Annotated in this window: 18 protein-coding genes (1 of these 18 only partly in view); 8 read left to right on the top strand and 10 right to left on the bottom strand. The window is 51.0% G+C overall.

The genetic code is table 11. The annotated features are described in order from the left end of the window. Positions 1-39: 39 nt before the first annotated feature. The 10 genes from HUW35_RS06025 to HUW35_RS05980 all read right to left on the bottom strand — a co-directional run bounded on the left by HUW35_RS06025 (position 40) and on the right by HUW35_RS05980 (position 15257). Positions 40-2769 (bottom strand): G8 domain-containing protein, encoded by a 2730-nt coding sequence (locus HUW35_RS06025; protein ID WP_181254707.1) that lies wholly within the window; start codon positions 2767-2769, stop codon positions 40-42. 20 nt (positions 2770-2789) lie between these two features. Then, positions 2790-3536, bottom strand: coding sequence for a tyrosine-protein phosphatase (locus tag HUW35_RS06020; protein WP_181254706.1), 747 nt, complete (start codon positions 3534-3536; stop codon positions 2790-2792). Further along, positions 3533-5881 carry a polysaccharide biosynthesis tyrosine autokinase gene (locus HUW35_RS06015; protein WP_181254705.1) on the bottom strand — a complete coding sequence of 783 codons (2349 nt, stop codon included), beginning with the start codon at positions 5879-5881 and terminating at the stop codon, positions 3533-3535. Before HUW35_RS06015 ends, HUW35_RS06020 begins: the two co-directional genes overlap by 4 nt. Then, positions 5881-6426 (bottom strand): polysaccharide biosynthesis/export family protein, encoded by a 546-nt coding sequence (locus HUW35_RS06010; protein ID WP_181254704.1) that lies wholly within the window; start codon positions 6424-6426, stop codon positions 5881-5883. The genes HUW35_RS06015 and HUW35_RS06010 overlap by 1 nt, the downstream gene beginning before the upstream one ends. 44 nt (positions 6427-6470) lie before the next feature. Beyond that, positions 6471-7670, bottom strand: a complete 1200-nt coding sequence (locus HUW35_RS06005) for an outer membrane beta-barrel protein (RefSeq protein ID WP_181254703.1) — start codon at positions 7668-7670, stop codon at positions 6471-6473. A gap of 39 nt (positions 7671-7709) precedes the next feature. Continuing rightward, the gene (locus HUW35_RS06000) at positions 7710-9122 is read right to left on the bottom strand and encodes an undecaprenyl-phosphate glucose phosphotransferase (RefSeq protein ID WP_181254702.1); all 1413 of its coding nucleotides are present in this window, start codon (positions 9120-9122) and stop codon (positions 7710-7712) included. Between the two features lie 316 nt (positions 9123-9438). After that, complete coding sequence (locus tag HUW35_RS05995; protein WP_181254701.1) at positions 9439-10614, bottom strand: acyltransferase; 1176 nt, start codon at positions 10612-10614, stop codon at positions 9439-9441. 9 nt (positions 10615-10623) lie between these two features. Beyond that, positions 10624-11142 carry a serine O-acetyltransferase gene (locus tag HUW35_RS05990; protein ID WP_181254700.1) on the bottom strand — a complete coding sequence of 173 codons (519 nt, stop codon included), beginning with the start codon at positions 11140-11142 and terminating at the stop codon, positions 10624-10626. A 29-nt stretch (positions 11143-11171) separates the two neighbouring features. Beyond that, a complete protein-coding gene (locus HUW35_RS05985; RefSeq protein WP_181254699.1) occupies positions 11172-14507 on the bottom strand; it encodes an AMP-binding protein in 3336 nt (1111 codons plus the stop codon). 81 nt (positions 14508-14588) lie between these two features. Next, on the bottom strand, positions 14589-15257 hold the full coding sequence (locus tag HUW35_RS05980; protein ID WP_181254698.1) for a hypothetical protein: 669 nt from the start codon (positions 15255-15257) through the stop codon (positions 14589-14591). Positions 15258-15641: 384 nt separating this feature from the next. Between HUW35_RS05980 and HUW35_RS05975 the strand changes: the two genes are divergently transcribed. From HUW35_RS05975 to HUW35_RS05940, 8 genes are all read left to right on the top strand, one after another. Continuing rightward, positions 15642-18503, top strand: coding sequence for an Ig-like domain-containing protein (locus HUW35_RS05975; protein WP_181254697.1), 2862 nt, complete (start codon positions 15642-15644; stop codon positions 18501-18503). Positions 18504-18855: 352 nt separating this feature from the next. Further along, on the top strand, positions 18856-19311 hold the full coding sequence (locus HUW35_RS05970) for a hypothetical protein (protein ID WP_181254696.1): 456 nt from the start codon (positions 18856-18858) through the stop codon (positions 19309-19311). A gap of 52 nt (positions 19312-19363) precedes the next feature. Then, entirely contained in the window at positions 19364-20032 is a 669-nt protein-coding gene (locus HUW35_RS05965; protein WP_181254695.1) for a PspA/IM30 family protein, read from the top strand. Beyond that, positions 20032-20691, top strand: coding sequence for a YqiJ family protein (locus HUW35_RS05960; RefSeq protein WP_181254694.1), 660 nt, complete (start codon positions 20032-20034; stop codon positions 20689-20691). The genes HUW35_RS05965 and HUW35_RS05960 overlap by 1 nt, the downstream gene beginning before the upstream one ends. A 15-nt stretch (positions 20692-20706) precedes the next feature. Beyond that, entirely contained in the window at positions 20707-22401 is a 1695-nt protein-coding gene (locus HUW35_RS05955; RefSeq protein ID WP_219932659.1) for a flotillin family protein, read from the top strand. 269 nt (positions 22402-22670) lie between these two features. Continuing rightward, positions 22671-23780 (top strand): 4-hydroxyphenylpyruvate dioxygenase, encoded by a 1110-nt coding sequence (gene hppD / locus HUW35_RS05950; protein ID WP_181254693.1) that lies wholly within the window; start codon positions 22671-22673, stop codon positions 23778-23780. A gap of 28 nt (positions 23781-23808) precedes the next feature. Then, on the top strand, positions 23809-24357 hold the full coding sequence (locus HUW35_RS05945; protein WP_181254692.1) for a VOC family protein: 549 nt from the start codon (positions 23809-23811) through the stop codon (positions 24355-24357). Between the two features lie 44 nt (positions 24358-24401). After that, positions 24402-25225, top strand: partial view of a fumarylacetoacetate hydrolase family protein gene (locus HUW35_RS05940; RefSeq protein WP_181254691.1) — the 5' portion only. It continues 184 nt past the right edge of the window; only the first 824 of its 1008 coding nucleotides appear in the window; the start codon lies at positions 24402-24404; its stop codon lies off the right edge, out of view.

Here is a 25225-nt window from a genome sequence, read left to right as displayed (position 1 = left end):
CTGCGGCAGTGTAGACAGATGACGGCTCAGGTAATTGTATTAAGGTGTGGCGACGTTTACGGTTAAATTTGATTCAACGAAATTTCCATTTGAGTCAGATACCCAGAACTGAACAATATCAACGCCACTAAAGCCTATATTGGGTCTGTATTCGAAAGTACCATCTGTATTTTTGAATGCGACACCGTTTCTCGGTTGGACAATTCCATCGATTGAGATTGAATCCCCGTCGGGATCGGAGTCATTTTTCAGTACATCAACTACTACTGATTGCTCAAAAGCCGTATGGGCTTCATCGTCGACTACAGACGGAGGCCGGCTTTCCAAGTCTATGGAGCCATCGAATCTTGCAACACTCCAGGGGCTGTCATTTTTGTTGATCGCGGCGATGACATTATCTCCCAAGCGTGTTTTCAGTCCTACTTTGTGGATACGGCCGGTCGCACGATCACTAAAATACTGTTCGATTACCGTATAGGCATCTCCGGAGCTGGTCTCCCGGTAACCCTCATGCTTTAGCTGGCCGATCATGTCCGCAGCCACGGTAAGTAGCTCATCCCCACCACCGGGCAATGGGTTTTCACCAATACTATCTACTTTTCTGCCGTAATAGGAAATCCCCGCTCCATCTGCCGTGGAAGGGTCTAGATACTCAATCGGCAGGTCGTCATTGAGATGAATCTCAAAACGACTCGTAACCAGGTCGGCCCCGTTTACAAAGGTATCCGCGTCTGTATCTAGTTCAACGAACTCCGTGGCAGCGCCTTCAATGTGGTTATCGATCAATACAAACTGGTCTTTACCTTTCCACCTGTCTTCCGTGTGGAACTTACTTAGGCGAATACCTTCCGGGAATCCTTTTATACGGCTGTCTCGTACTACCATATCGGAAGAATTATTACCCATTTCTATGCCAAATACAGGGTCCCGATATTCTTCTGGCGTATTGCCGATAACATCAAAGTTTTTGAACAAGTAGTGAGAAGTGTATTCAGCAGCTGCGCCGGCTTCTACTTCCCATGCCGTAAAATCAGACAGAACCGTATAGATATCATGTTGCTGCATGGGGTTGGCCTTCACGATATATAGCCCCACCTGACAGCCAAACGCTTCATTATCATCGAATGCTCGAATAGGCACGTCGTCGGGCGCGACTAGCGTTCCATAGCCTAGCGCCTCGGGTAGCATATATTGCTGCGCAGGAAAGTTGATCATGCCGGTACCTCGATGAAGGTATACGAAGCCATGATTTACGCTGGCGGCAATATTGGCAAAACTACGAACCATACGACTTTGAAACCAAAAACCTTCGCCTGTACGGGCTATGTCATAGGTTTCTCGGTCCATGCCATTCTTGGGGTTAAAATTCTTCGTTCCCTGGGCCTTAATCGCGATATTTCTGACCCAGTCACCGGTTTCATTGCCACTCTCCGCGACAAATCCTGCACCGTGGGTATCGAAACTGGCATTTTCGTAAAAATTTGCGTGGCTATCGTGATGTACAAGGCCCCAGCCAGGCGACCCAAAAATCGCATTCCCGACCGCAATTGCCGGGTTCTTCGGATCGTCTAGCCCTGTACGATGGAAGTGAAAGGGATACCGGCCGCGGACGTTGCTATCAGCACGAACGATGTCCAGTTGATCAACTTCTGAGCTGGGAACGGACTTATCGGTTCGGCCTAATTGCCGGAATTCTGCATAGCGGACATCGACCTTATCGCTGTGCATGAACATGACGTGTCCCCGGCGGAAAACCGGAAGATCGTCGGCATTTTCGGTTTGAAAAGTGATATTGCGGGAAAAGTTCGCAACGCTCGTGTGTAAATCGGCACGTGGCGTAAAGTGATCATACTTCAGGGGTTCCGATAGCGTGACTACATTTCCATTGATATTTGCAATCGTGCGGACCTCATCCTGGGTGCCGAAATAGCGTTCTTCTTGCGCGTCATTGTCCCATTTCCAGCCACTGTAATAGGTCCCCGCGATGACAACTTGGTCCCCGGTATGCCAGTTGCGCGGTGTTTCGGCCAGTACTATGGTGTCGTCACCTTTTGCTGGGTCTTCTTTTACCTTCAAATGCGTTGTTTTTCGCTCGCCGTGGATTGTCGTTTGCCCATGCGCAATTAGGCCTCTACTAAGAACCAGCGGATCCCAACTGGTATCAATCGCACCTCGATCACTAAACACAATGGCAACACGAGCGTTTGCCGCAACCGGCTTTTCAGGAGTGCCGATTTCAAGGCGTCCTCTTGGATCGATAAATATGGTATCGACAAGTAAATAACTGGGTTTGTCTGTTGCAAAGGACAGCTCGCCATCGACACGAAGGGTTTTTAGATCTGCATCGCTGACCGAGGCGTAAGTAATTTTGAAGCCCTCCGGTATTACGACCCTTGCGTCTGTTCCTGGTACGTCACCGTTATGCCAGACGGTGGCGTCACACCAGTCTCCATTGGCGACCGCCACGTGAGTGGCCTGTTGGTAGTCCACCAGATCGAGCGCCGCCATATGTTCAGTCAACATGGAACCGCTGTGATTGGGCATTGGCCCTTCCGTTAATGTCGGAAGTTGAGTGTTGTTGCTGCTTTCGAGCGGCTGGGTAAAACAGTTGACTTCCCAAGGGTCCGCTTCGGGTTGTGGCTCCGTGGGTACGGGTGGATCCGGGTCAGGATCAGGATTGGCTTCAGTAGTGTCGGAGGAACCTCCGCCGCCTCCACAACCGGTTAAAAACAGGAAAAAAATGCTAACCGTAAATAGCTTATGAAACATTGTTATCTCTTGTTATCTATCTATTGCGCCCGTCCCACCTGAGTTGAAAAGTGGCAGCTCGCAATTCGACCGGGGTTACTTAGTACAAGTTCCCAAGAAGTTGATTCGCCCAGGATTTTTTCTGTTGCTATACGGCCGGCCTCCAAGATTGGCGGTCGGCGCGACAAATGATGTGCATCGGACGCTAAAACTGTGACGAGTTCTGTCTTAAGCAGCTTTTCGGCACACAACCTCACGGGCTCACCGAAGGCACCAGTAACTGAACCGGCGGTCACCTGGAAGAGGCACCCCATTCTGGCCAAGGAAAATACCTGATTGAAGTTGCGCAGAACACCTTTATTCCGCTCCGGATGTGCTATTAGAGGACAGATGTCATTTTTTAAAAGCCACTTCACAAAATGTGATGTCTCGGGAGGGATCCCTTGATAGGGGAGTTCGAGTAGCAGGACGCGTTTACCTTCCCAGTTACCCAAAAAGGGGATCTGGTCATTCCTTATCATTCTCGGAATATCGCTGCCAAGCCGGACCTCGGCAGCGAAGGAAACACGTAATGGGATGCGTGCCCGCATTAGTTCGGTGCGAAACCTTTCAAATACGCACGAAATTGATGCGCGGTCGTTTAGATAGCGGCCGACATGAATGTGCGGTGTCAATACAGCGTGCGTAATACCATTTTCTGTCGCCGCTCGGGCAAGTTCCAATGCGTGCGCAAGATCCTTTGCTCCATCATCAATCCCCGGGAGAATATGACAATGCAAGTCAATCATACAGTCTCAAGCTTTACCGAGCGGGGAGCCGCTAAGCTCTCACTGCGGTCATCGGTAGACTGACCATAACCGTATTGACCGCCATAGTAACCGTAGAACTCTTCAGAGCGCGCGAACCTGGAGTTCACATCCACTTGATTCAGAATGATGCCATCGATATTTATGCCCACCTGAGTCAATCGTTCAATGCCTCTCAGGATCACCTTCCGACGAGTTGATCCAGATTTGACCACAAACAATGTTGCGTCCGATATACGTGAAATCATCAGTGCATCACTGACCGCATTCACCGGCGCGGTGTCAATCACGATACGGTCGTACTGCTTGGACAGTAATTTAACTGTATTGCTAAACCGCAGTGAATTTAGTAATTGTTGTGCGTCGGGGGGAATCGGACCTGACGGCATGACATCAAGGCCGGAAGCATCGTCCCGGTGCACGCATTCTGTGGCTTTGTGAGTGCCCGCGATAAGGTTGGTGAGGCCTGGTACCTTGGTTGCAAAACCAAAGGTTTTTCCCACGGAAGGCCTACGCAAGTCAGCATCAATTAACAAAACACGCTCATTTTGTGCTAATGCGAATGCCAAACTAGTCGAAACTGTTGTTTTTCCTTCGCTTGGCACCGATGATGTCAAGGCAATGATCTTAGCCGGTGTATCAAGGTGTGACAGTACAAGACTTGTGCGCAATGTCTTAATGGATTCGGCATATTGAAAATATGTCTCATCAAAGTACGACCTTGCTGAGAAATTACTCTCCGTATTATTTTGTTTGTGTAATGGAATCAGTCCAAACATTTTTTGTTTTAACACTAATTCCACGTCGTCCGGATTTCGTATGCTGTCCTGTACCATTTCGTATATCAGAACGAAAACGGAAGATAATAAAACTGAACCAATAACGACTGCGAAAACAATCAAATTAAATTTGTTGTCAAGTGGTTCGAGGGGTGGCACGGCCGGGTCCGTGATGCGCGCGTTGCCTTTATCAAATCCTGTTCCCTGTGAAGTTTCACTGGCTCTGGTTAGAAAGGTGTCATAGAGCTCACGGTTAATTTCTACCTGGCGTTTCAGTTCTTCAAATTGGATTTCCTTTCGGGAAAGCTCCTGAAAATCATCCTTCACCCGCTGGAGCTCAGCCTCGAGTGCATTTACGTTCGCTTGAGCGGCTTCGTATTGGCCAACAATTACCGAAACTATACCCGTAATCTCGTCCGCCAATGCATTATTTGCAGAATCAAGCTCATTGACCGCAGCGATCATGCGCGGATGTTTTGCACCATAGCGAAGCTGGAGGTCGGATATCTGTCGCCGAATGTCAGATACCTGTTGGCGTAACGCCAGAATCGTTGGTTGTTCCTGAATTTGAGGAAGCGAAGCCAGCGCTTCAGTGTCGTCTCCTCTGCGTCGAACCAGCTGATAGCTGGTAGAGACCTGTTGAAGCTGACGTTTTGCCACAAGCAATTGTGTTGTGACTTCATTGAGTTCCTGTGCGGCCAGTCCACGCACACCATCGACATCTACGAGGTTTTCCGCGCGCTGGAACGCGAGAAGCGTCTGTTCAGACTCTTCCAGATTAGTGCGTAGCACATCGAGCCGTTCGCCCAGCCAGTCAGTTGCTTCGGAGGCCACGTCACGTTTCTGTTCTAATTGGCTGGCGAGATATTCCTCTGCAAGTGTGTTTGCAATTTCGGCGGAAAGTTCTGAAGAATGGGTGACTACGGAAATGGTAATCAGCTGTGTCCCCCGGACTAGCTCTACCGAGAGGTTTTTAATAAGCATATTGACCAGAAGGGCACTGGTGGGGGCGCTATTGGCCGATACCACCTCTTCAGGGGTAAGCTCTGAAGTGCGGGCATCTGAAACAGGAACGGTTTCACTGCTTTCCTGCGCGGCTTGATCTGCCTGTTGCATTGCCGCGTCGCTGTCTAACTCTGAGGCAGGTTTGGTTGGGCCGTTTAATTCAAATAAACTGGTGATCGCGTTTGGCGGTGCGTCGAAAGAAGCTTTTGTGAGTTGGAGTCGTTCGACAACGCGAGAAGCCAGCTGACGGGAACGGATTACTTCTGCCTGGGTTTGCAAATAGTCTCGGTTTTCATTGCCGGTTTCTACAATTTCACGAATTTGCACGATATTGGCGCGACCACTTGCAAAGCTAATAGTGGATGTTGCCTGATATTGTTTTGGCTGAAGCCACATAAAACCAGCAGCCAAGATTCCGGCAATTAGCCCGACTGTTACTATAGGAAATTTGTAAGACCAGAGTATGCTGAAGTATTTTCGAAGGTCTACAAATTCCTCCGATGAAAAGCTATCACCATAGTGATTCGAATCTATATTATTCATCAAAAAAATCTCTGTTCGACCGTTACGATATCGCCCGGGCGAATATGGGTACCTAACTCTGCCTTTACTATTTTCTCTTCGCCGTTAATCTCACGTGTAATGAATATTTTTTCGCGAGACGCGCGCTCAGTAAAGCCTTGTGCAAGTGCAGCTGCCTTCAAAATCGTAAGGCCAGGCTGGAAGGGATAGCCACCCGGAACCTCGACCTCCCCATCGATAAAAAAAGGCCGATATTGTGCTATGGATATTTGTACGATCGGGTTGACCAGATAATCACCTTTTAAATCGCTCTTTATCATGTCCTGTAACGCGCGAATCGTTAATCCTGAAGCATGAAGCTCACCGATATACGGGTAATTTATGACCCCGTTATCGCCTATCTGAGAGTCGATGCTTAAATCGTCTTCGCCAAACACAACGATTTCTATCTGGTCTCCGGGACCAAGCTCGTAATCATAAGAATTGAACCCCTGCGCGATTGCTTGAGTGCAACCAACCAATGAAATCGCAATTAGAACTAACTGATGCAGTGTATTTATTCTCATATCAATAGAATTACATTCGTTTTAAGGCGTTGGGCATGCTTTTTTTAAGGGGAAACAGTCGCTCGTATGAACGAAATGTTGCGCTCAAAATTCAATCGGTCTAGCGTCGACGTTTGGTTGAAGTGAGAAGCTCCCACCTGAAAGCTCATCCACGGCCTGAAATTGTAGCTGAGTGAAGCTGTGCTGGTATGGCTGCTATCAACCTGCTCGATGCCAAAGTAATCACTCTTTTGTCGGGCGTGGGCCAGTGTGGTCCCGAGTCTGGTCGTCCAATTATGTCGCCAACTAACCGAATGCGCGGTGGTATCGATAAAATCACCGAAGCCGCGGGGCTCGTCGGTGCGGCGCTGGCTTGTAAGGGAAATGGCGCTATAGGTCAGAGGGGACCAAGAGACACTGAGTATCCATCTTGGGCCAACAAAATTTTCGCGGCTATTGTTGATGAACCGTTTGTGACGCTCACCCACTCGAATACTCAAATCTGTTTTTGCACTACTCCAGTCGATACCGCCAAGATAATCGATCTGCTCGTTGTCCAGCCCGCGTGAAGAGGCCGGAGCACCATTGACTGTGAAATCGAAATCAATTTCACTGTAATCAATTTCTGCGACAACGGCTGTCCGGCTTCCGACCTGAATGCCCGTGCTAATACCAGCAAACTGACTTTTTTGGTCGCGTCCTGGTAGCGGCAAGATGCGGTCGTAAGTGGTATTGTCAGCGCCCAATGAGAAATCGAATATCAGTGGATTTGACGCGCTGCCATAACTAAATGTCGTTTTTACCTGGCCTTCGGTAAACTTATCGGGGCCATCAGCAAGGTTGCCGATGCCTTGTGTAAATCCAATGCCTCGCTCTAAATGATCCTTTAACCAGGATACATCTAGTTCGATGTCAAAATTATTTGTTATTTCCCATTTGGCACTACCAGAAAGAGAATGGTCTGTATAATTATCGCTCTCACTGGAAAAATAGTGACCACCTTCCAATGAATATTCAAATGTATAGAAATCTACGCCGTTACTTGCTTCAAAGAGAAGGGTTGGAGTAAGTGTACTTAGCCAGCTTTCAATCTGATCGGTACTGGAATTGGTAACGTTATCGTCATAATTAAGTGCGCTATCCAGGGATGGCTTCAGGTCTATGCCGCCTGGAAGCGCTATCGGTGTTGCAGAAACGGACGTTGCCAAAAAACTTCCGAGTCCCACCGCTAAACATGTATTCGATTGCAGCTTGGTAATTTTCACTGATCTTCCCCCGATAGTATTTCAGTCATACACCTAGTTCTAATAGGCATTTTTGGAAACAAAACCGCGGAATATCGTTAAGAAAAGAATGCGAAAGTCAAAAAAAAGTGACCAATTCCTTATATAGTGCAGATCGTATTCAATTCGTTTGCTCATTTTATCAAGAGTGTCTGTCTCTCCACGCCAACCGTTGATTTGTGCCCACCCGGTTATTCCGGGACGCACTTTGTGGCGAAGCATATAGCCATTGATCAACCGCCGATATTCCTCATTGTGAGCCACCGCATGTGGGCGAGGACCAACGATAGACATATGACCCTGAATGACATTGAACAACTGCGGGAGCTCATCCAGTGAAGTGCGGCGAATAAAGCTGCCAAATTTTGTAATTCGCGCATCGTTGCGCGTAGCTTGCTTGACCTGGACGCCATTATCCTGAGTCACCATTGAGCGAAATTTCCAAACGTCAATCGTTCTTCCATCCAGTCCGTAGCGGCGCTGCTTGAACAGAACTGGGCCCGGAGAAGAAATTAACACGCCCGCCGATACAAATAGCATGACAGGCGAAAGCAGAATCAGAATCAAAGTACCCAAGACCAGGTCTTCGAGGCGTTTCAGCCAGCTATTGAAGCCCTCTATAGGTGTGTCATAGATACTGAGCAAGTTACTTCGGCCTACTTGATGCCAGCGCGCATGGAGCATGTTGGCAACAAAGAAGTTCGGCAAAATATGCACAGTTGCAGTGGTGTCTCCGAAACGGGTGAGAATATCGCCAATGGCTTCTTCTTCCCGCATTGGGAGTGCGATGTATACAAGATCGAGTTCCCCCACCTTGGCCAGAGCCACCGCGTCTTCAACAGTACCGAGAAGGTTAACTTTGGCTTTGTTGGTTTGGGACACTTCGGACTCGGGAAACTTCACATCCGCACTATAAAATCCTTTCACGGTAATTCCGAGCTGCGGGCTGGACGCAAAGTCCTCATAGAGTTTTATGCCGGAGTCGGTTACACCAATAATTACCGCCTGACGTACGTTCCTCCCATGCATACGGAGAGAAAACAGGACCTGGCGCCACGTGAAACGCCATAGATTCAACACAACCAGTGTGGTTAAGAACCAGAGGCCAATCACCAAGCGAGAATAGTGCTCACCCACCTTGGCAAAGTAAGCGATAAGCAGGAGTAGCGAGCACACAGCACCCCAGGCAAGGAACGTTTTACCGCACATCTTTAGGTAAGAGTCGATACGCCAGGAGCGATAGAGCTCAAATGATTCGGATAGGACTGCGAAAAAGATAGTGGCCAGTAGAGCGGCAATAAACCAGTCTTTGGTCAGTGTATGGTCCAGGAAAAACAGGCACGCCAATAGTGTGCCGAATATGAAGGTTAAATCGAGCAGACGATAGTAGGCGATTAACCTGCTGCGGTGAATGCGAATCCATCCCTGATTCATAGTTGCCCCTCCCCCGTGGGCATTAGTGGCACCAAATTCCTTTAGGTGCAGTACAGTTTGTTGATCGCCAACGATAGAATTGGCGTACAAATCAGCTAAACGTTAATGTCGTCTTCTTGTGAGCTGTGTCAGCGCAAAAGCTTGGAGCTGGTCCCGCATCCCTCGCACAGCCATATTTTATCGAAGCCGAGTTACAGTTCTTCTTATTGCCCGGTTATTGACGCAATCGTTACGGCAAACCTGCGAGGCCTTACAAAATTTGTGAGCAATGTCCATGCCAATATCAAATTTTGTGAAGTGCAGCATTATATACCGGCTACGTATGCGGCTGAAGTCCCTGTGTACCGATATTCCTGTTGGCGCTGGACCTGATGCGGTGGATAATTTTTGAGCGGAAAGCCAGAGCAGGCTTTTCTATGATTTTCAGTGATGCCCACGCCAACAGAACGGAGATCGCTATGTAAGACAGCACCCATAGCAGCGATGACCTATCTGGTGATAGTGAAGTGCCGGAAAATACGAAGTCCGCTAGATGTGGTGCAAACGCATGGTATAGATAAAGCCCGAAACTGATTTGGCCGAGGAAGCGTAAGAACCTAAAGTTGAGGAAGCGGCCCGCGGCGTTATTGACATTATTGGATGCGTTGTAGATGACATAGCCGATACTGATGGCAAAAAACGGGTCAAAAAGGAGGGTGGTGTAGCGAGAACCTATACCGGCGCCCTTGCTGCAAATCATTAGGACTGTAATTGCCACAGCTAAGGGCACGACCCTATTCATGTACCTGGAGCATTGACTTCTGATTCCACAATAGTCCCGTTTATAGAGTGCAAGTAGGGATCCGCTCAGCAAAGTGTCCAGCAGCGATGGCAATGCGAAGAGATGGTGAATTGTGGTCGAGGAATTGTCGACAAAAATCCAGTAAAACCGCCACAAAGGCGCGATAAGAATTGCCGATATAATGGCGACTACGAGCGCGCGGCCCCTAAGGAGAAATATTGCGAGCGGTAACACAAGGTAAAATTGCTCCTGTACCGATATGGACCACAAATGTGCCGTAGGCGCGTGTGCAAGCGCGTAACTTGACGTGATGTCCACATAACGCGCGAAATCCATATTGGCAACAAATATATAGTGCCAAATTGCTACCTTGCTAATACCCTCAAATCCAATAATCGTCAGGGTCAAGATCAGGAAAAAATACGCCGGGTATATTCGAAATCCACGTCTCATAAAGAATATCAGTAAGTGCTTACCAAATAAGCCCATCGTGAGAGGATGGCCGGGCCTTTGCTTGAGAAGATTCTCAGTAATCAAAAAACCGCTCAAAACAAAAAATGCACTTAATCCTGCTCCGCGGAATGCGGTACTGTACTGCTCGCTTGGAAGTAGTGAGCCCAGACCAAAATGCACGGTCATCACGGCAAGAATGGCTACACCTCTCAAACCATCCAGTTGCGGCATGTATCCTTGTGCTTGTTGAGTACTCATAAAAGCTTCTTAATTATTTGTGGCGGGTTCGCTGGACTTTATAGCTATCGGCCGCGCCGGAATGCCGACTACCGTTTGGTTTGATGAAACATTATGTGTAACCACCGCATTGGCACCGATCCTTGCGCTGTGACCGACCTTTAACGGGCCGAGTAATTTTGCCCCGGCACCGATATCTACGTGGTAGTCCAATTCGACGATTCCGGCGAGCGTTACTTGCTGAAATATAAGGCAGTTCGCGCCGATGATCGCGTCGGGGTGTATTACCACACCATTCGGGTGTGGGATAAGCAGCCCGCCCCCTATACGGCAATGGAGATCAATCTCGGCGCCCGTTACGATGGTCCAAATACGGTGCCGCAACTTGCAATACTTTTTCCTTAAGTAGGTGATTGGATCACTCTTGTGCTGAATTTTTTGGAAATCGCGAATGGCTCCAAGCAATTTCCTGCTCGGATCCCAGAAACGGCGTGGTTTTTCCCTGCTCCAGTCCGGGGTTTGCCAGTCTATATTTTTATGGTCTTTCAACGTTAATACTCCAAATATAGCCCCATGCACTAATGCATAGCTCTACTTGCACCGTCGCAATCGGCCAGTGCTGAAATTCGTTCTTCAAGTTTCTCAGCGATGCAAAGCACGTGCGGATATTTGAGAATGCCAATATGATCGCCATGGACCTTGCAAACTTCTACGCTAGATGCGTAGCGCTTCCAGCCGAGATGTTCCTCGTTGCGCTCACCGTAATAACGCGGTCGATCGATCGCATTGAACAGCAAAACGCTTTGATTCTGGGGGCGTAGCTTAAATTTGGCGAGCGCAGTGCTACGCAGCACGTCGCGTATATCGGTATTCTCGGGACCATGAGTAACTTTCTGACGGCCGCTTAACCGTTTGATCACGCGGAGGCCATACGAGCGAAGTTGCGATAGTCCGGACTCATGAATCTTCTTAAGCCCGATCAGTACTCGGCTAACCGGTTTGGCTTTTTCTCTGTATCCTGGCACCCAGGTATCGTACAGTCCGACAAGATCTACTTTTTTCCCGGACCTTAAGAGATCTCGGGCAACTTCAAATGCAATAAGGCCGCCAAATGAGGCGCCCGTCAAAAGGTAGGGCCCCTCAGACTGATAGCGCAGAATGGCATCCAGATATTTTTGCGTAATCCGTTGAAAGTCTGAAATTTCTGAAAATGCACCTGTCATCGAGCCATCACTAATAATCTCTTCCTCTTCCGGAAGCGTGACAGAAACGACTTGGTTCGGTATGTCGATGGTCGACGCCAGCTCTCGATACTGGATAGATCCGTTCAAGCAGAATAAAGGTGGAAGATCTGCGTCCCCATCCTTTAACACCGTAACATGTTCATTTTCAAGAGAATCATCGTTTATTGAAAGTGCTCGTGCCAGCTTCTTTACGGTCCGGTTGGAAAGGAAGTGCGGTAAGGATATCTTTCTTCCATACGTATCATGGACTGTCGTTAGCATGCTGATTGCATCAAGTGAGGTGCCTCCGATTTCGAAGAAATCGTGGTCCTGGTGCAATCCATTGAGGTCGAAAGTCCGCTCCCAAATTTCAATTAATTCTTCTTCAAGTTTTGTGCGCTTCCCGGTTGTAGACTCCACCGACAATATATTTTGCGCGGTCGGCTCAGGGAGTTGTGCCCTGTCTATTTTTCCGTTGTGATTTGTCGGTAATTCCGTCAGCGCAATATATGCTGATGGGCACATGTATTCGGGTAAGTGGCTGCGGAGATGATCCGTTAATTCATTTGGTGTCGGCAGTGCTTCACCTTCCACGATATATGCGATGAGCGAGTTATTCTTGCTTTTACTTATAGATCGGCCAACTACCACACAGTCACGTATAGATGGCAGTTGCTTCAGACGATATTCAATTTCAGGTGGTTCGATACGGATACCGTTTATCTGTAGCTGGAAGTCTTCACGACCAAGAAGTTCAATATTTCCTTGGTGGTCAAATCGCCCTATGTCTCCGATCGCAAAAAAACGTTCGCCATCGATGTCGATGAATTTTCGTCGGTTAAGATCGCCTTTGTTAATATAACCAGGAACGATACCATCACCGGAAAAATGCAACTCACCGCAGGAACCCAGTGGAAGTTTGTTTTTGTTCTTATCAAGGATAAGTACTTTCATGTTCGGGTGAGGCCTGCCGATCTTCGTGCGAATTTTCGCCTGACCACGGTCAATTTCATAGGTACAGCCCATGCAGCTGATTTCGCTTGATCCGTAATTAACGAAAATGCGGGCCTGCGTGAATATCGAGCGTGATTTTTCCAGGGTCTCAGCGGGAACCATATCGCCGCCCGTCAGTAGATATCGAATGCTCGGTAGCGTAATTTCGGTTCCCGCTGGAGCTTGATAATCCAAAATCTGCCGCAAAAGACTGGGCACCATATGTACAACAGAGGCCGTTCGCAATCGCGCTATAAACTGTGTTTTATCTGAAATGGTGTCAGGAGCTATCAGTTCCACGCTTGCGCCAAGCGTAAGCGCTGTAAAGTATTCGAACATGGATATGCTGAATGTGCATCGCGCGACAGCAATGAACCGATCTGCACTGGTAAAGCCGTATCGGCGCACGCCGGCGTACAGGCTATGGGAGAAGTTTTTGTGCGTTGCAAGTATCCCTTTCGGGTTTCCGGTAGTTCCAGAAGTAAAAAATACATGTGACGCCGATCCGATGGAAACGTCGTGCGATGGGTTCGGTATGTTGTCCGCGAGATCTTTATTACTTATATGGTGCGCAGGGTTGAAAGCGGGTACGCCCAACCGGGCTATCATTTTCTCACCAGATGCGTCATACAATATAAGAGTTGGCGGTGCGGTCTCTATGATTTTCTTTAGCCGCGATTCCGGAAATGACGCATCCAGCGGGACGTATATTGCCCCCAGCTTATGGATCGCCAGAATGCTGGCAAAGATAAACGGCGATGGTTGAATGAGAACACCCACGTAATTGCCATGAGTAACGCCTTTGACGGCCATCTCACGGGCAATCAGGTTTGATAGACTGTTCAGCTGACGATACGTCAGTGACCGGCCCGATACACTAACTGCGTTAGCGTCAGGCGTGTTTTCAGCAAAACGCTCTACCTGCCGGTAAACCGGGGTGTGCGATACGGCTTCGATGATGTCGGAAGAAAACCCTTGCTGTTGCAGAATTTCTTCTTTCGATAACAGGTCGACGCCGTGTAAGTCTATGCCGGGGATCCGTAAATGAACATCGATCAAGCGCTCGAAGAACGTTTTTAGTGACGGATTTTGTTTGTCGTTTTGGCCAGTTTTTCGCGTCAACCATGTATAAGAAGGCTCGCCGCCGGTTGCGTTTACCACAGTCAAAATCGTCTGACAAAGATTCGTTCCGTACGGCGGAAGCAGATCCTGCGGGAATTTCGTTGCGTGACCTTCTGGAAGTAGCGCAGCTGCGCAGCTGGAGTTTGGTAGCGGGTTGTCGCCTTCTGAATAGGCCGATATAGGTGTTCCGGGGACTTCTAGACGTTGGCGGACGCGTTCGCGAATTTGTGGCAAAGTTTCGCCTGCAAAAAAGCAAAGCGTCTTGACCGTATGCCGATTATTATTATTTAAGACGTATAGCGGTATGGCGAAACTCTCGGTTTGCGTAACTCGATACAAACCAAGAAGATATAGCGCTAGAAGGGTGACCGTGTCGGTTTCTATCGTATTTGATTCCCCTGCTAACCATAGAGCTGTGCTTTCAGCGTCCTCGTCTATGATTTTTCTTGCGCAATTTTCATTCTGCTGTGCAGCAGAATCAACTATTGCGTTTTCAATTACGAGAAAAGGTGGAATCCCGTGATTCGTTTTGACAGCGGTAACCGGGTCTGGCTTGTGCGCCAACGAAGCGTCCATGCTCGTTTCCTAGTTGCTTCCTGCAACAGCCAATTTTTCCCTATAGTAGTTAGGGCGAAAAATTCTGGTTTAAAAATAATCTCAAAAGAGTTCGGCTTCAGCCTCGGAAGTAGATGACGTTGTGGTTCGACTCTCAGGTTTTACGGTTGACGGACGCCAGCCTGCCGGCATCATCGAAAAGTCTGTCAAAGTAGAGGTGTCATTGTTTATTCGGGCGTCTTCAATACGCTGATAAAAATTCTTTCCGGTATTTTGCGGGACGTCCGTATTCACTTCCTTCCCTTCAGAGCCGCCCCTTGGGCGTTCGATATATTCCGGGAAAGACATTTCGGCAGGATCTTGTTTTGCATATCCTTTACCGAATAGCTGCTTGAGTCTACCGAAGCCGTCATCGTTTATGAGCTGGCTACCACGCAAATTTGTACCCAGTGACATGGCATGACCAACAAATTCTTCGAGGCAGGGAGTATCAAAAGCAATATGCTGTACGCTGTGATCGCCGTGTCGATTGGCGAAAGCAGATACCTGGCTGACTTTGCTCCGGTCGATGCCCTCGACCAGCACAATCCCGAAGTTGATAAAATCGATACACCAAAGCTTCATACTGCTATGGGGGTCATCAGGGCGTACATCGTCGATACGCTTGGTCAGTTTTCCGCCTTCCACTTCAATGTGATACCAGCCCCATTTTTCGATCATCCCTTCCGCTACGGCATAGGTAATATGATCAACGCGGTTAATTTTTGACATTCCTTGTCACCTGCTTGTCGATTTTGCGCAATTGGTACCATGGCATTGGCAAATCAGTCAACGAAAAGGTGACGTACTTATCATGATTGGCGCATAGTTATTCTTTTCAGGCTTGCAAATGTATGAATTGTAGGCTCGCACCAAGTTCGAACAGCCCCCTTTTTCTCTGCACACAATTGTGGCAACCGCCACGCTTAAGCGTCGCTACTGTGATGCTGGTCTCCTATTTTTGCGTCCGGCGGTTTTCTGTACCTGCGATTTGTGTGGATTTTAAATTTGCTGCTTTGCTTATTGTGGTCACTTGATGTTGTGGTTGAAGCTAAGTGGTTAGTGCTTAAAGACGGAGATGAAATGAGGTAACGAGGTAGAGAGGTAGGATGTGCCATGTGGTGTAAAGCGTTTGTAATAACCATAACCTTAATGTCATTGTTCGCCGGAGGTTGTACGCAGGAGCCGGACAATAAGGCCGGCGAACCTGAGCAGAATACGCCTCCCGCTGAAAAGCCAAATAATGGCAAAAAGCCGAAAAAAGATCCGGGTGATAATCCTGCTGATGAAGTTCCATCAGAGCCAGAGCCAGAGCCAGAGCCAGAGCCAGAGCCAGAGCCAGACCCAGATCCAGAGCCAGAGCCAGACCCAGACCCAGACCCAGATACGCCGGCGGAACAGGCTACTTGCTTGCCTGCGGGTGAAAGTGCAGACCCGGATACCGATTATGTGCTGCCGGAATTCGAGCGAGGGGCGATGCCCTCACATGCTGGTTTAATAATGAAGGAGCACATGGCCGCGCTGGCATTGGTCTCCTACGCAGATGCGACTCATGCTGCTGTCGCAGATGGCGACTGGTGTAACCCCGATGTGTGGCACAACAAGTCCATCCCTGGTGATGGGGCGCGAGTTGTTATCGGTGAAGGCATTCATGTCAATTATACGGGGTATGAGAATGCCCACCTGAACACCATTCGTATCGATGGAACTTTACAGTTTGCCGTAGACGTGAATACCAAACTCGTTTTCGATACGCTCTATGTCGACGGGCGGGGAACCCTCGAAATAGGCCGGGCCGATCGCCCGGTGGACAGTGAAATTAAAAGTGAGTTAGTTATTGGTGCTGGCGGTAATATTGATGTTGATTGGGATCCGATGCTGTTAAGTCGTGGAATTATCAGTCATGGAAAAACAACGATCCACGGAATGAAGAAGACAACCCATCTGAAAGTTGCCAGCGACCCACGCCAGGGAGATGATCTTATTTTACTGGCAGAGATCCCTGATAACTGGCGGACCGGTGATACCCTGATTATCAGTGGAAGTCGATTCTCCGGATGGAAGTGGGACAATGATATCCGTGATACCCGTTATTACGGCACACAAGATGAGGTGCGCACGATCACGCGGATTTCAGGTAACCAGGTAACTTTAGACAAGCCTCTTGTGTTTGATCATTTTTCACCGCGATCTGATTTAAAAATTAGCGTTGCCAACATGACACGAAATATTCAGATCAGTAGCGAGGGAGGATCCGATCTTCCGGCGCACCAGCGTGGACATGTCATGTTTATGCACAATCCCCACGTCGACGTGAGGTATGCAGCATTTACGGATCTTGGCCGTACAGACAAATCGGTGGAAAGTTTTGATATTCAGAATATCGAAACCGTTCTTCCTACGAGTAATATTCGTGGCCGTTACAGTTTTCATTTTCATCGCGCGGGTACTGATAATCAGCGCAGTCCTGCGGTTGCAGTGGGTAACGTGGTATATGGATCTCCTGGCTGGGGCTATGTTCATCACGATAGTCATGCACAGTTAGTGGGGAATATTAGTTTCGATACATTTGGTGCGGGATTTGTTGCAGAAACAGGTAACGAAACCGGAGAGTGGCGGAACAACTTGGCCATCCGTGCAGAAGGCAATAAGGCCTTCAACCCGAAAAATGGTAACGATGTATCGAGCTTCGATATAGGTCGGACCGGTGATGGATTTTGGTTTCAGGGCAGAATGGTTCACAGTATTGACAACATTGCAGCAAGTGTGAATCACGGGTTTGTATATTTTCACCGCGGTACCGGGATGCTGGATTTTTCTCCCGAGCTATTTACCTTACCTGAAGCCTTGGGACTTGGGAAAGCCGCCACGGCGGACGATGTTCCTATCCTGGCGTTTGACGGAAATGAGGCGTTCGCGTGTACGGTTGGTCTCTTTATTCTGAAAGCCAATACCAAACAGCAGCACGACGTGTTTACTACTCTCAAAAACTTCACGGCCTGGGAGGTGCGGGCGGGAGCTGCTATCGAATATACGGCGCATTACCTGGTGCGGGACTTCGACTTGGTTGGCAACACGCCAGAGCCTTATCGTGCTCCACTATACGGGATTGAATTTGGCAACAATACATCCGATATGGTGGTAAATAACGCGATGATACAAAATTTCCCCAAGGGGATCGTCCTCGGAAAAGTGCATACCGACGCGGAACCCAGCGGTTTTGATCAGTTCGTGGTAATCGATGGTGAATTTTCCGGCGTGGAATCCCCCATCGACGAATATGATTCCACCGTTGACCTGATTATTGACTCCGAGCAACTACAACCTGATCGATTCTCCATTCAACTGGACGACAGTGAACCTTTTCGTTATCTGAGTTCTTCAACGACTGCGGGATCTGGTATTCAGTACAGCGGGCGCAAGACCGATAGTATCGGCATCAACCCACTTCCTGGTGGCGTAGATGAAATGGGTGTTCCTTTCTATGACATGATTGCGATTCTTGAGCAGGATGGCTATTTCCAGAGTGATAATGGCAATTATTATGCGATTGTGGAGCAATATTTTAGTGATCGAGCCAGTGGCGAAGTGCATAAATATGGTTTTAAAACGCTTCTTGGCTCCGAGCTGATGGACGCGATTCGAAATCCCGACTCTAGCTGGGGGAAAGCAATTTTTAGTGGCAGAATCAATCTTCAGAGCCAATCGCCTATGGTCGAAAATGACGCGGTGGCAACGCTTCCTGGGGTCGAATTGCAGATTGATGTGCTGGCTAATGACCGTGACCCGGAAGGAGAAAAACTAACAGTGGACGGTATCCTTCAGCCTCGTAACGGGCAAGTGTATTTGAATGCTGATGGTACTTTAACGTACCGACCGTCCATTGAGTTTCAGGGTAGTGATGAGTTTCACTACTGGGCAACTGATGGTCAAGGTAACTACAGCAAAGGCATAGTTTCGGTGCGTGTTGGTTCCTGATGTTGGATGGCTCCAGATGGTAAAATCTATGAGACTAAAATATTAACCCAGATCGGATGTTGACTACCGTAAATTCAGTCTATTAGACCCCGAACGATGCTAATGTTGCGTTTCTCAATGAACGTTTGGCCATAAAACAATTTCAACTTAGACGAGCACCGAATTGAATAACCATTTGGTGCTCAATTTTTCCTATCATCTCCTCCGCCTCGGATTTCACGTTTGTGCCATTCCTGACTTTTTAGTGCATTTCTGGAGGAAAGTCCGACGGAACCCGTCCGTGTAAGTGTGTGTAATTGACCGCGCGACAAAGCGTGTGTACTTTTGTATACATCGCAAGTCAGGGAATGCCATGCTCAACAAAACCCAATCCATCTCGGCGCGCCTTTCGTCAGAGGACTACACCTACCTGATGTCCATTGACCGCAATGGCGCTGTCACCCAGAGCGAGAAAGTGCGCGAGCTGATCGCCATGGCCCGCGAATCCGTGGGTGTCGAAAGTTTTGCCCGCGCCTATCTCGCGTCTGCCGAAACCATGCTGCCGACCAAGGCCCGATATGTGGATGAAAACCAGCGCAGCCTGCTGGTGGAGGCCTTGCTGGAAATGGTGGTCGAAGGCGCCGCCGCGATTCAGGCCTGTGCCGACGAGGAGCCACTGGCACCGGCGCTGGAACAGAAAGCCCTGCCGGCCATCGAGACTTTCCTGGAAAAAATCCTGCTGGTTGCTGTGCAGAAAGATCCCCGGCTGATCGACCCGGGGGCGGCGCAGACACTACAGCAGCGACTCAAGGATCTTTTGCAGCGCTGATTCCCAGCGTTGCCGGCTTACCCAAACAGATCGACAAGAGGAAGGAAAAACAATGAAAGAAGGATTGATAAAACGTATCTCCCGCATCATCTCCGCTTCCGCCAATGCGGTGGTGGATTCCGTAGAAAACGCTACTCCACAGCTGGTCATGGAGCAGGCCATCCGTGAAATTGACGATGCGATTGCCGACGTGCGCGATCAGCTCGGCAAGGCGGAAGCGGCCAAATACCTGAGCAGCAAAACCCTCAACGATGAGAACAGCCGTCACGGCACACTGAGCGCACAGATCGAAGTTGCCGTGCAGGAAGGCCGCGACGATCTCGCCGAGGCCGCCATCGCCAAGCAGATGGATATCGAAGCGCAGATTCCGGTACTGGAAAAAGCCATCGCGGAAACCGACCAGGAAATTACCGAACTGAATTCCTATATCGGCGCCCTGCAGGGCAAGAAGCGCGAGATGCGCGAGCAGCTGCGGGAATTCATCAAGGCCAGTGAACATGTCAGCAATGGCCCCGCGGGCGAGCAGCAAGGCAACAGCCGCGCGACCGCCGACAAGGTGGATCAGGCCTCCGGCGCGTTCAATCGCATTCTGGAACAGGCGGGCGTGCCGGCCTCAGAATCCAGCGCCGACGTCAGCAAACTCGCCGAACTGGAAGAACTGGCGCGGGGCAACCGGATCAAGGAACGCTTGGCCAAAATCAAATCCCAGACGGAGGCTTGATGGCTTTCTTTCTGCAAGACGGCAATCAGCTATTTACCGGTGCGCTGGTACTGATGCTGATGATTGCCGTACTCGAAGGGGTGATGATGCTGATCGGTGTCGGTATCTCGGATCTGCTGGATAACCTGCTGCCAGATATGGACATCGATCTCGACGCCCCCGATACCGAGGCCGGTGGCGTACTCACCAAGCTGCTGGGCTGGCTGCGTTTTGGCGAGGTGCCCGCACTCATTTTGCTGGTCGCCTTCCTGGTCAGCTTCGGCGTCAGTGGCCTGCTGATTCAGATGTTCTCCGAATCCCTGCTCGGCATTTTGTTGCCCGGCTGGCTGCTCGCCATCCCGGTGCTGTTTCTGGCCCTGCCGCAGGTCCGCTTTGTGGGCAACCTGCTGCGCAGGTTTGCGGTCGGCGACGAGACGGAGGCGGTCGGACGCACTTCATTTATCGGCCGGGTCGCGGTGATCACGATCGGCGAGGCCGTCGTTGGATCACCGGCAGAAGCCCGGCTCAAGGACGAATTTGGTACCACCCACTACGTGATGGTGGAGCCGGATGATGGGGAAACCTTTACACAGGGACAGCAGGTATTGCTGGTGGAGGAGCGCGGAGCCAATTTTCGCGTCATCAAGCCCACCAACAAGCACCTGACTGAAAACAATTAAATTGGAGAAAACGTAGTGATTCAGAATCTTTCCAACATAGGGATCATGGCAGGTGCCGTACTGATCGGCCTGATCGTCATCGGCACTATCTTCGCGCGACTCTATACACGCGCTTCCAAGGAGCGTTCTTTTGTCCGCACCGGTATGGGTGGGCAGAAGGTGATCATGAATGGCGGCGCACTGGTATTGCCGGTGCTGCACGAAATCATTCCGGTAAACATGAATACCCTGCGCCTTGCGGTTTCCCGCAAGGAGCACCAGGCGTTGATCACCAAGGATCGTATGCGTGTCGACGTGCTCGCGGAGTTCTACCTGCGGGTCAAGCCGGACACCGATGCCATTGCCAATGCGGCACAGACCCTGGGTGTGCGCACCCTGGATCCGGAAGCCCTCAAGGAAATGATCGAGGGTAAGTTTGTCGACGCCCTGCGCTCGGTGGCAGCGGAAATGGAAATGGCGGAACTGCATGAGCAGCGCAGCCAGTTTGTGCAGAAGGTGCAGCAGGTGGTATCTGAAGACCTGCTGAAAAACGGCCTGGAGCTGGAATCCGTTTCCCTGACAGGTCTCGACCAGACCCACAAGGAATTCTTCAACCAGGACAACGTATTCGATGCGGAAGGTCTTGCGAGCATGACCCGCTCCATCGAGGCACGCCGCAAGGAAGTGAACGACGTCGAACAGGAGACCCGGGTTCAGATTGAAACCAAGAACCTGGAAGCGGAGCGCCAGCGCCTGGAGATCGAAAAGGAAAAACGCTACGCCTATCTGGAGCAGCAGCGCGAGCTGGAAAACCGTGAAGCGGCGCAGAAAGCGGATATGGCCAAGGAAACCGCGGCTCAGGAGCGCGCCGCCCGCCAGGCGGAAATCGAAGCCGAGCGCGAAATCGACCAGTCCCGTATTGCTGCCGAGCAGGCCACACGTCTGCTGGAAATTGAAAAGGAAAAACGCCTGCAGGAGCAGGAAATTGAACGCGAGCGCGTGCTCGACGAACAGCGTATTTCCAAGCAGAAATCCCTGGAAATTGCCGAGCAGGAGCGCGCCATCGCCGTTGCGGAAAAATCCAAGGAGCAGTCCCTTGCGGACCAGCAGGCTAACGTGGCACGCGCGGAGGCAGTGAAAGCGGAAGAGCAGGTACAGACTGCGAAAGACGTGGAAGCAGCCGAGCGTGACAAGCGTATCGAGATCATCGAGGCGCAGAAGGAGGCCGAGCGCCAGGCCACCTCTATCAAGGTTGCCGCGGAAGCGGAAAAGGCCGCAGCGGAAGACAAGGCCGAAGCGCTCCGCCTGCAGGCGGCTGCAGAAGCCGAAGCCGTACGCATCAAGGTCGAGGCCGATCGCGAGAAATATGCGGTTGATGCGGAAGGTCAGCGGCTGATGAACGAGGCCATGAACAGCCTCAGCGACGCGCAGATCGCCCTCAAGCGAGTGCTGAGCCTGCACGAGCACCTGCCGGGCATCGTGCGCGAGAGCGTACGTCCGCTGGAGAAGATTGAAGGTATGAAGATCATCTCTGTGGAAGGCCTGAACGGCGTTGGCGGTCGTACCAACGGCGGTATCGTCGACAGCGATGGCGAATCCGGTAGCCAGAGCCTGCCCGAGGCCCTGGTGGGTAGCGCGCTGAAGCACCGCGCTATGGCGCCGCTGGTCGATTCCCTGTTGAAGGAAGCCGGTGTTGGCGACCTCTCCAAAGTGGTCGAAACCGAAGCCTGACTGTAACTGGACTCCTGGCCGCGCAATGCGGTCGGGAGTTATCCCTTTCTATGCTTTTCTAGCACCCATTTCCTCTCGCTGGTCATCTCTTTACCGGTTATTTCCTATTTTTGGGCCTATTACTTTAGGGCCGTTTCAAACCGTCTGAGTCCGGTGCTTGACATTGGTTACACGCGTAACTAAATTCGTTGCACCTGAAACCAAGTAGGCCTTTGCCGCCACAAGCGGCATCCCTGGCCACCATAAAAATCCCGTATAAGGAGGATCACATGGCCGATTTGTTTGAGAACCCCATGGGCCTGGACGGCTTCGAATTCGTGGAATTCACCGCGCCGGAGAAGGGCATTCTGGAGACTGTTTTCGAGGCCATGGGCTTCACCAAAGTCGCCCGCCACCGCACCAAAGACGTTGAACTGTGGCGTCAGGGTGACATCAACTTCATCACCAACTACGAGCCGGGCAGCCACGCGGACTACTATGCGCGCGAGCACGGCCCATCCGCCTGTGGCCTGGCGTTCCGCGTAAAAGACGCGACCTTCGCTTACAACGAAGCGCTCAAGAAAGGCGCCCAGCCGGTAGAAGTGGAAACCGGCCCTATGGAACTGCGCCTGCCGGCGATCAAGGGTATCGGCGGTGCCACTCTGTACCTGATCGACCGTTATAAAGAAGGCGAGTCCATCTACGATATCGATTTCCACTGGCTGGAAGGCGTTGACAAGCATCCGGAAGGCTGTGGCTTCCACACCCTGGACCACCTGACCCACAACGTGTACCGCGGTCGCATGGACTACTGGGCCAAGTACTACGAAGACCTGTTTAACTTCCGCGAGATCCGCTACTTCGACATCAAGGGCGAGTACACCGGCCTGCTGTCCAAGGCGATGACCGCGCCGGATGGCAAGATCCGTATCCCGCTGAACGAAGAAGCAGCCGGTGGCGGCGGCCAGATCGAAGAATTCCTGATGAAGTACAACGGCGAAGGCATCCAGCACATCGCCTTTGCCTGTGACGATCTGGTGGCCTGCTGGGATCGACTGAAAAAGCAGGGCATGGAATTCATGACCCCGCCCCCGGAAACTTATTACGAAATGCTGGAAGAGCGCCTGCCCGGCCACGGTGAACCTACCGAAGAGCTGAAAAAGCGCGGTCTGCTGCTGGACGGCACCACCGAAGGCGGCCAGCCGCGCCTGCTGCTGCAGATCTTCTCTGCCAACATGCTCGGCCCGGTATTCTTCGAGTTTATCCAGCGCAAGGAAGACGAAGGCTTTGGTGAAGGCAACTTCAAGGCACTGTTCGAATCCATCGAGCGCGACCAGCTGAAGCGCGGTGTAATCGGCGGAAAAGCAGGCGGGGATCAGGGTAAAGAAGACGCAGCCTGATCGATCTACTGTAAACCGGAGGCCAACCATGGCTATACAACGTATCCACCACGTGGCCTACCGCTGCCGCGATGCCAAGGAGACCGTGGAGTTCTACCGCGATCTCCTGGGCATGGACTTCCAGCTCGCGATTGCCGAAGACAAGGTGCCCTCTACGGGGGCACCGGATCCCTACATGCATATCTTTATGGATGCGGGGCAGGGCAACGTGCTCGCTTTCTTCGAGCTGCCCAACTCCCCGGACATGGGGCGCGATGAAAACACCCCGCTGTGGGTGCAGCACATCGCCCTGGAAGTGGAGAGCATGGACGAGCTGCTGGAAATGAAGCAGAAGCTCGAAGATGCGGGTATCGATGTGCTCGGGCCCACCGATCACACCATCTTCAAATCCATCTATTTCTTCGATCCCAATGGCCACCGCATCGAGCTCGCAGCCAATACCGCCAAGCCCGGTATGCATAAAGAGCTCAAGCGTGTCGCCGAAGATATGCTGGAAGAGTGGTCCCGCACCAAGAAAGCACCGCGCCACGCGGCGTGGATGCACGGTGAGGAAGAGTTCAAGGCACTGGACCCTTAACACCACACAACCAAAACCAACGATTCAATCAAGAGGAAGGCACAGTGAAGTTAGCCACCTTGAAAAGTGGACGCGACGGCAAGCTCGTAGTGGTCAGTGATGACCTGACCCGTATGGAGTCAGCAGCCAATATTGCGCGTACCCTGCAGAGCGCCCTGGATAACTGGGACAAGAAATCTGCCCAGCTGATAGAACTCCAGGCGAAACTGAACAGCGGCGAGATCGCAGGCGAGCCTTTCGACCAGGCTCAGTGTCACTCCCCGCTACCCCGCGCCTACCACTGGGCCGATGGCAGCGCCTATGTGAACCATGTGGAGCTCGTGCGCAAGGCCCGTAATGCCGAGATGCCGGAGAGCTTCTGGACCGACCCGCTGATGTATCAGGGCGGCTCCGACACTTTCCTGGCGCCGCGTGAGCCGATAAAAATGCCCCAGAGCGAAGGCTTCGGTATCGATTTCGAGGCGGAAATCGCGGTCATCACCGACGACGTGCCCATGGGGGTTTCCCCGGAGCAGGCTCTGAAGCACATCAAGCTGGTGATGCTGGTTAATGACGTATCCCTGCGCGGCTTGATCCCCAACGAACTGGGCAAGGGCTTTGGTTTCTACCAGTCCAAGCCTTCCAGTGCATTCTCCCCGGTATGCGTCACACCGGCGCAGCTGGGCGATAACTGGAAGGAGGGCAAACTGCACCTGCCGCTGATTTCAGAACTGAACGGCGACAAGTTTGGCGAACCGAATGCCGGCATCGATATGACCTTCCACTTTGGTCAGCTGATTGCCCACGCCGCCAAGACCCGCCCCCTGGGCGCGGGCACCATCATCGGTTCCGGTACCGTATCCAACAAACTTGATGGTGGACCGGGCAA

The sequence above is a fragment of the Microbulbifer sp. YPW1 genome, from assembly GCF_013367775.1.
Lineage (GTDB): Bacteria > Pseudomonadota > Gammaproteobacteria > Pseudomonadales > Cellvibrionaceae > Microbulbifer.
Note: the sequence above shows the minus strand (reverse complement) of the source record. Positions and strands in the feature narration are given on the sequence as shown.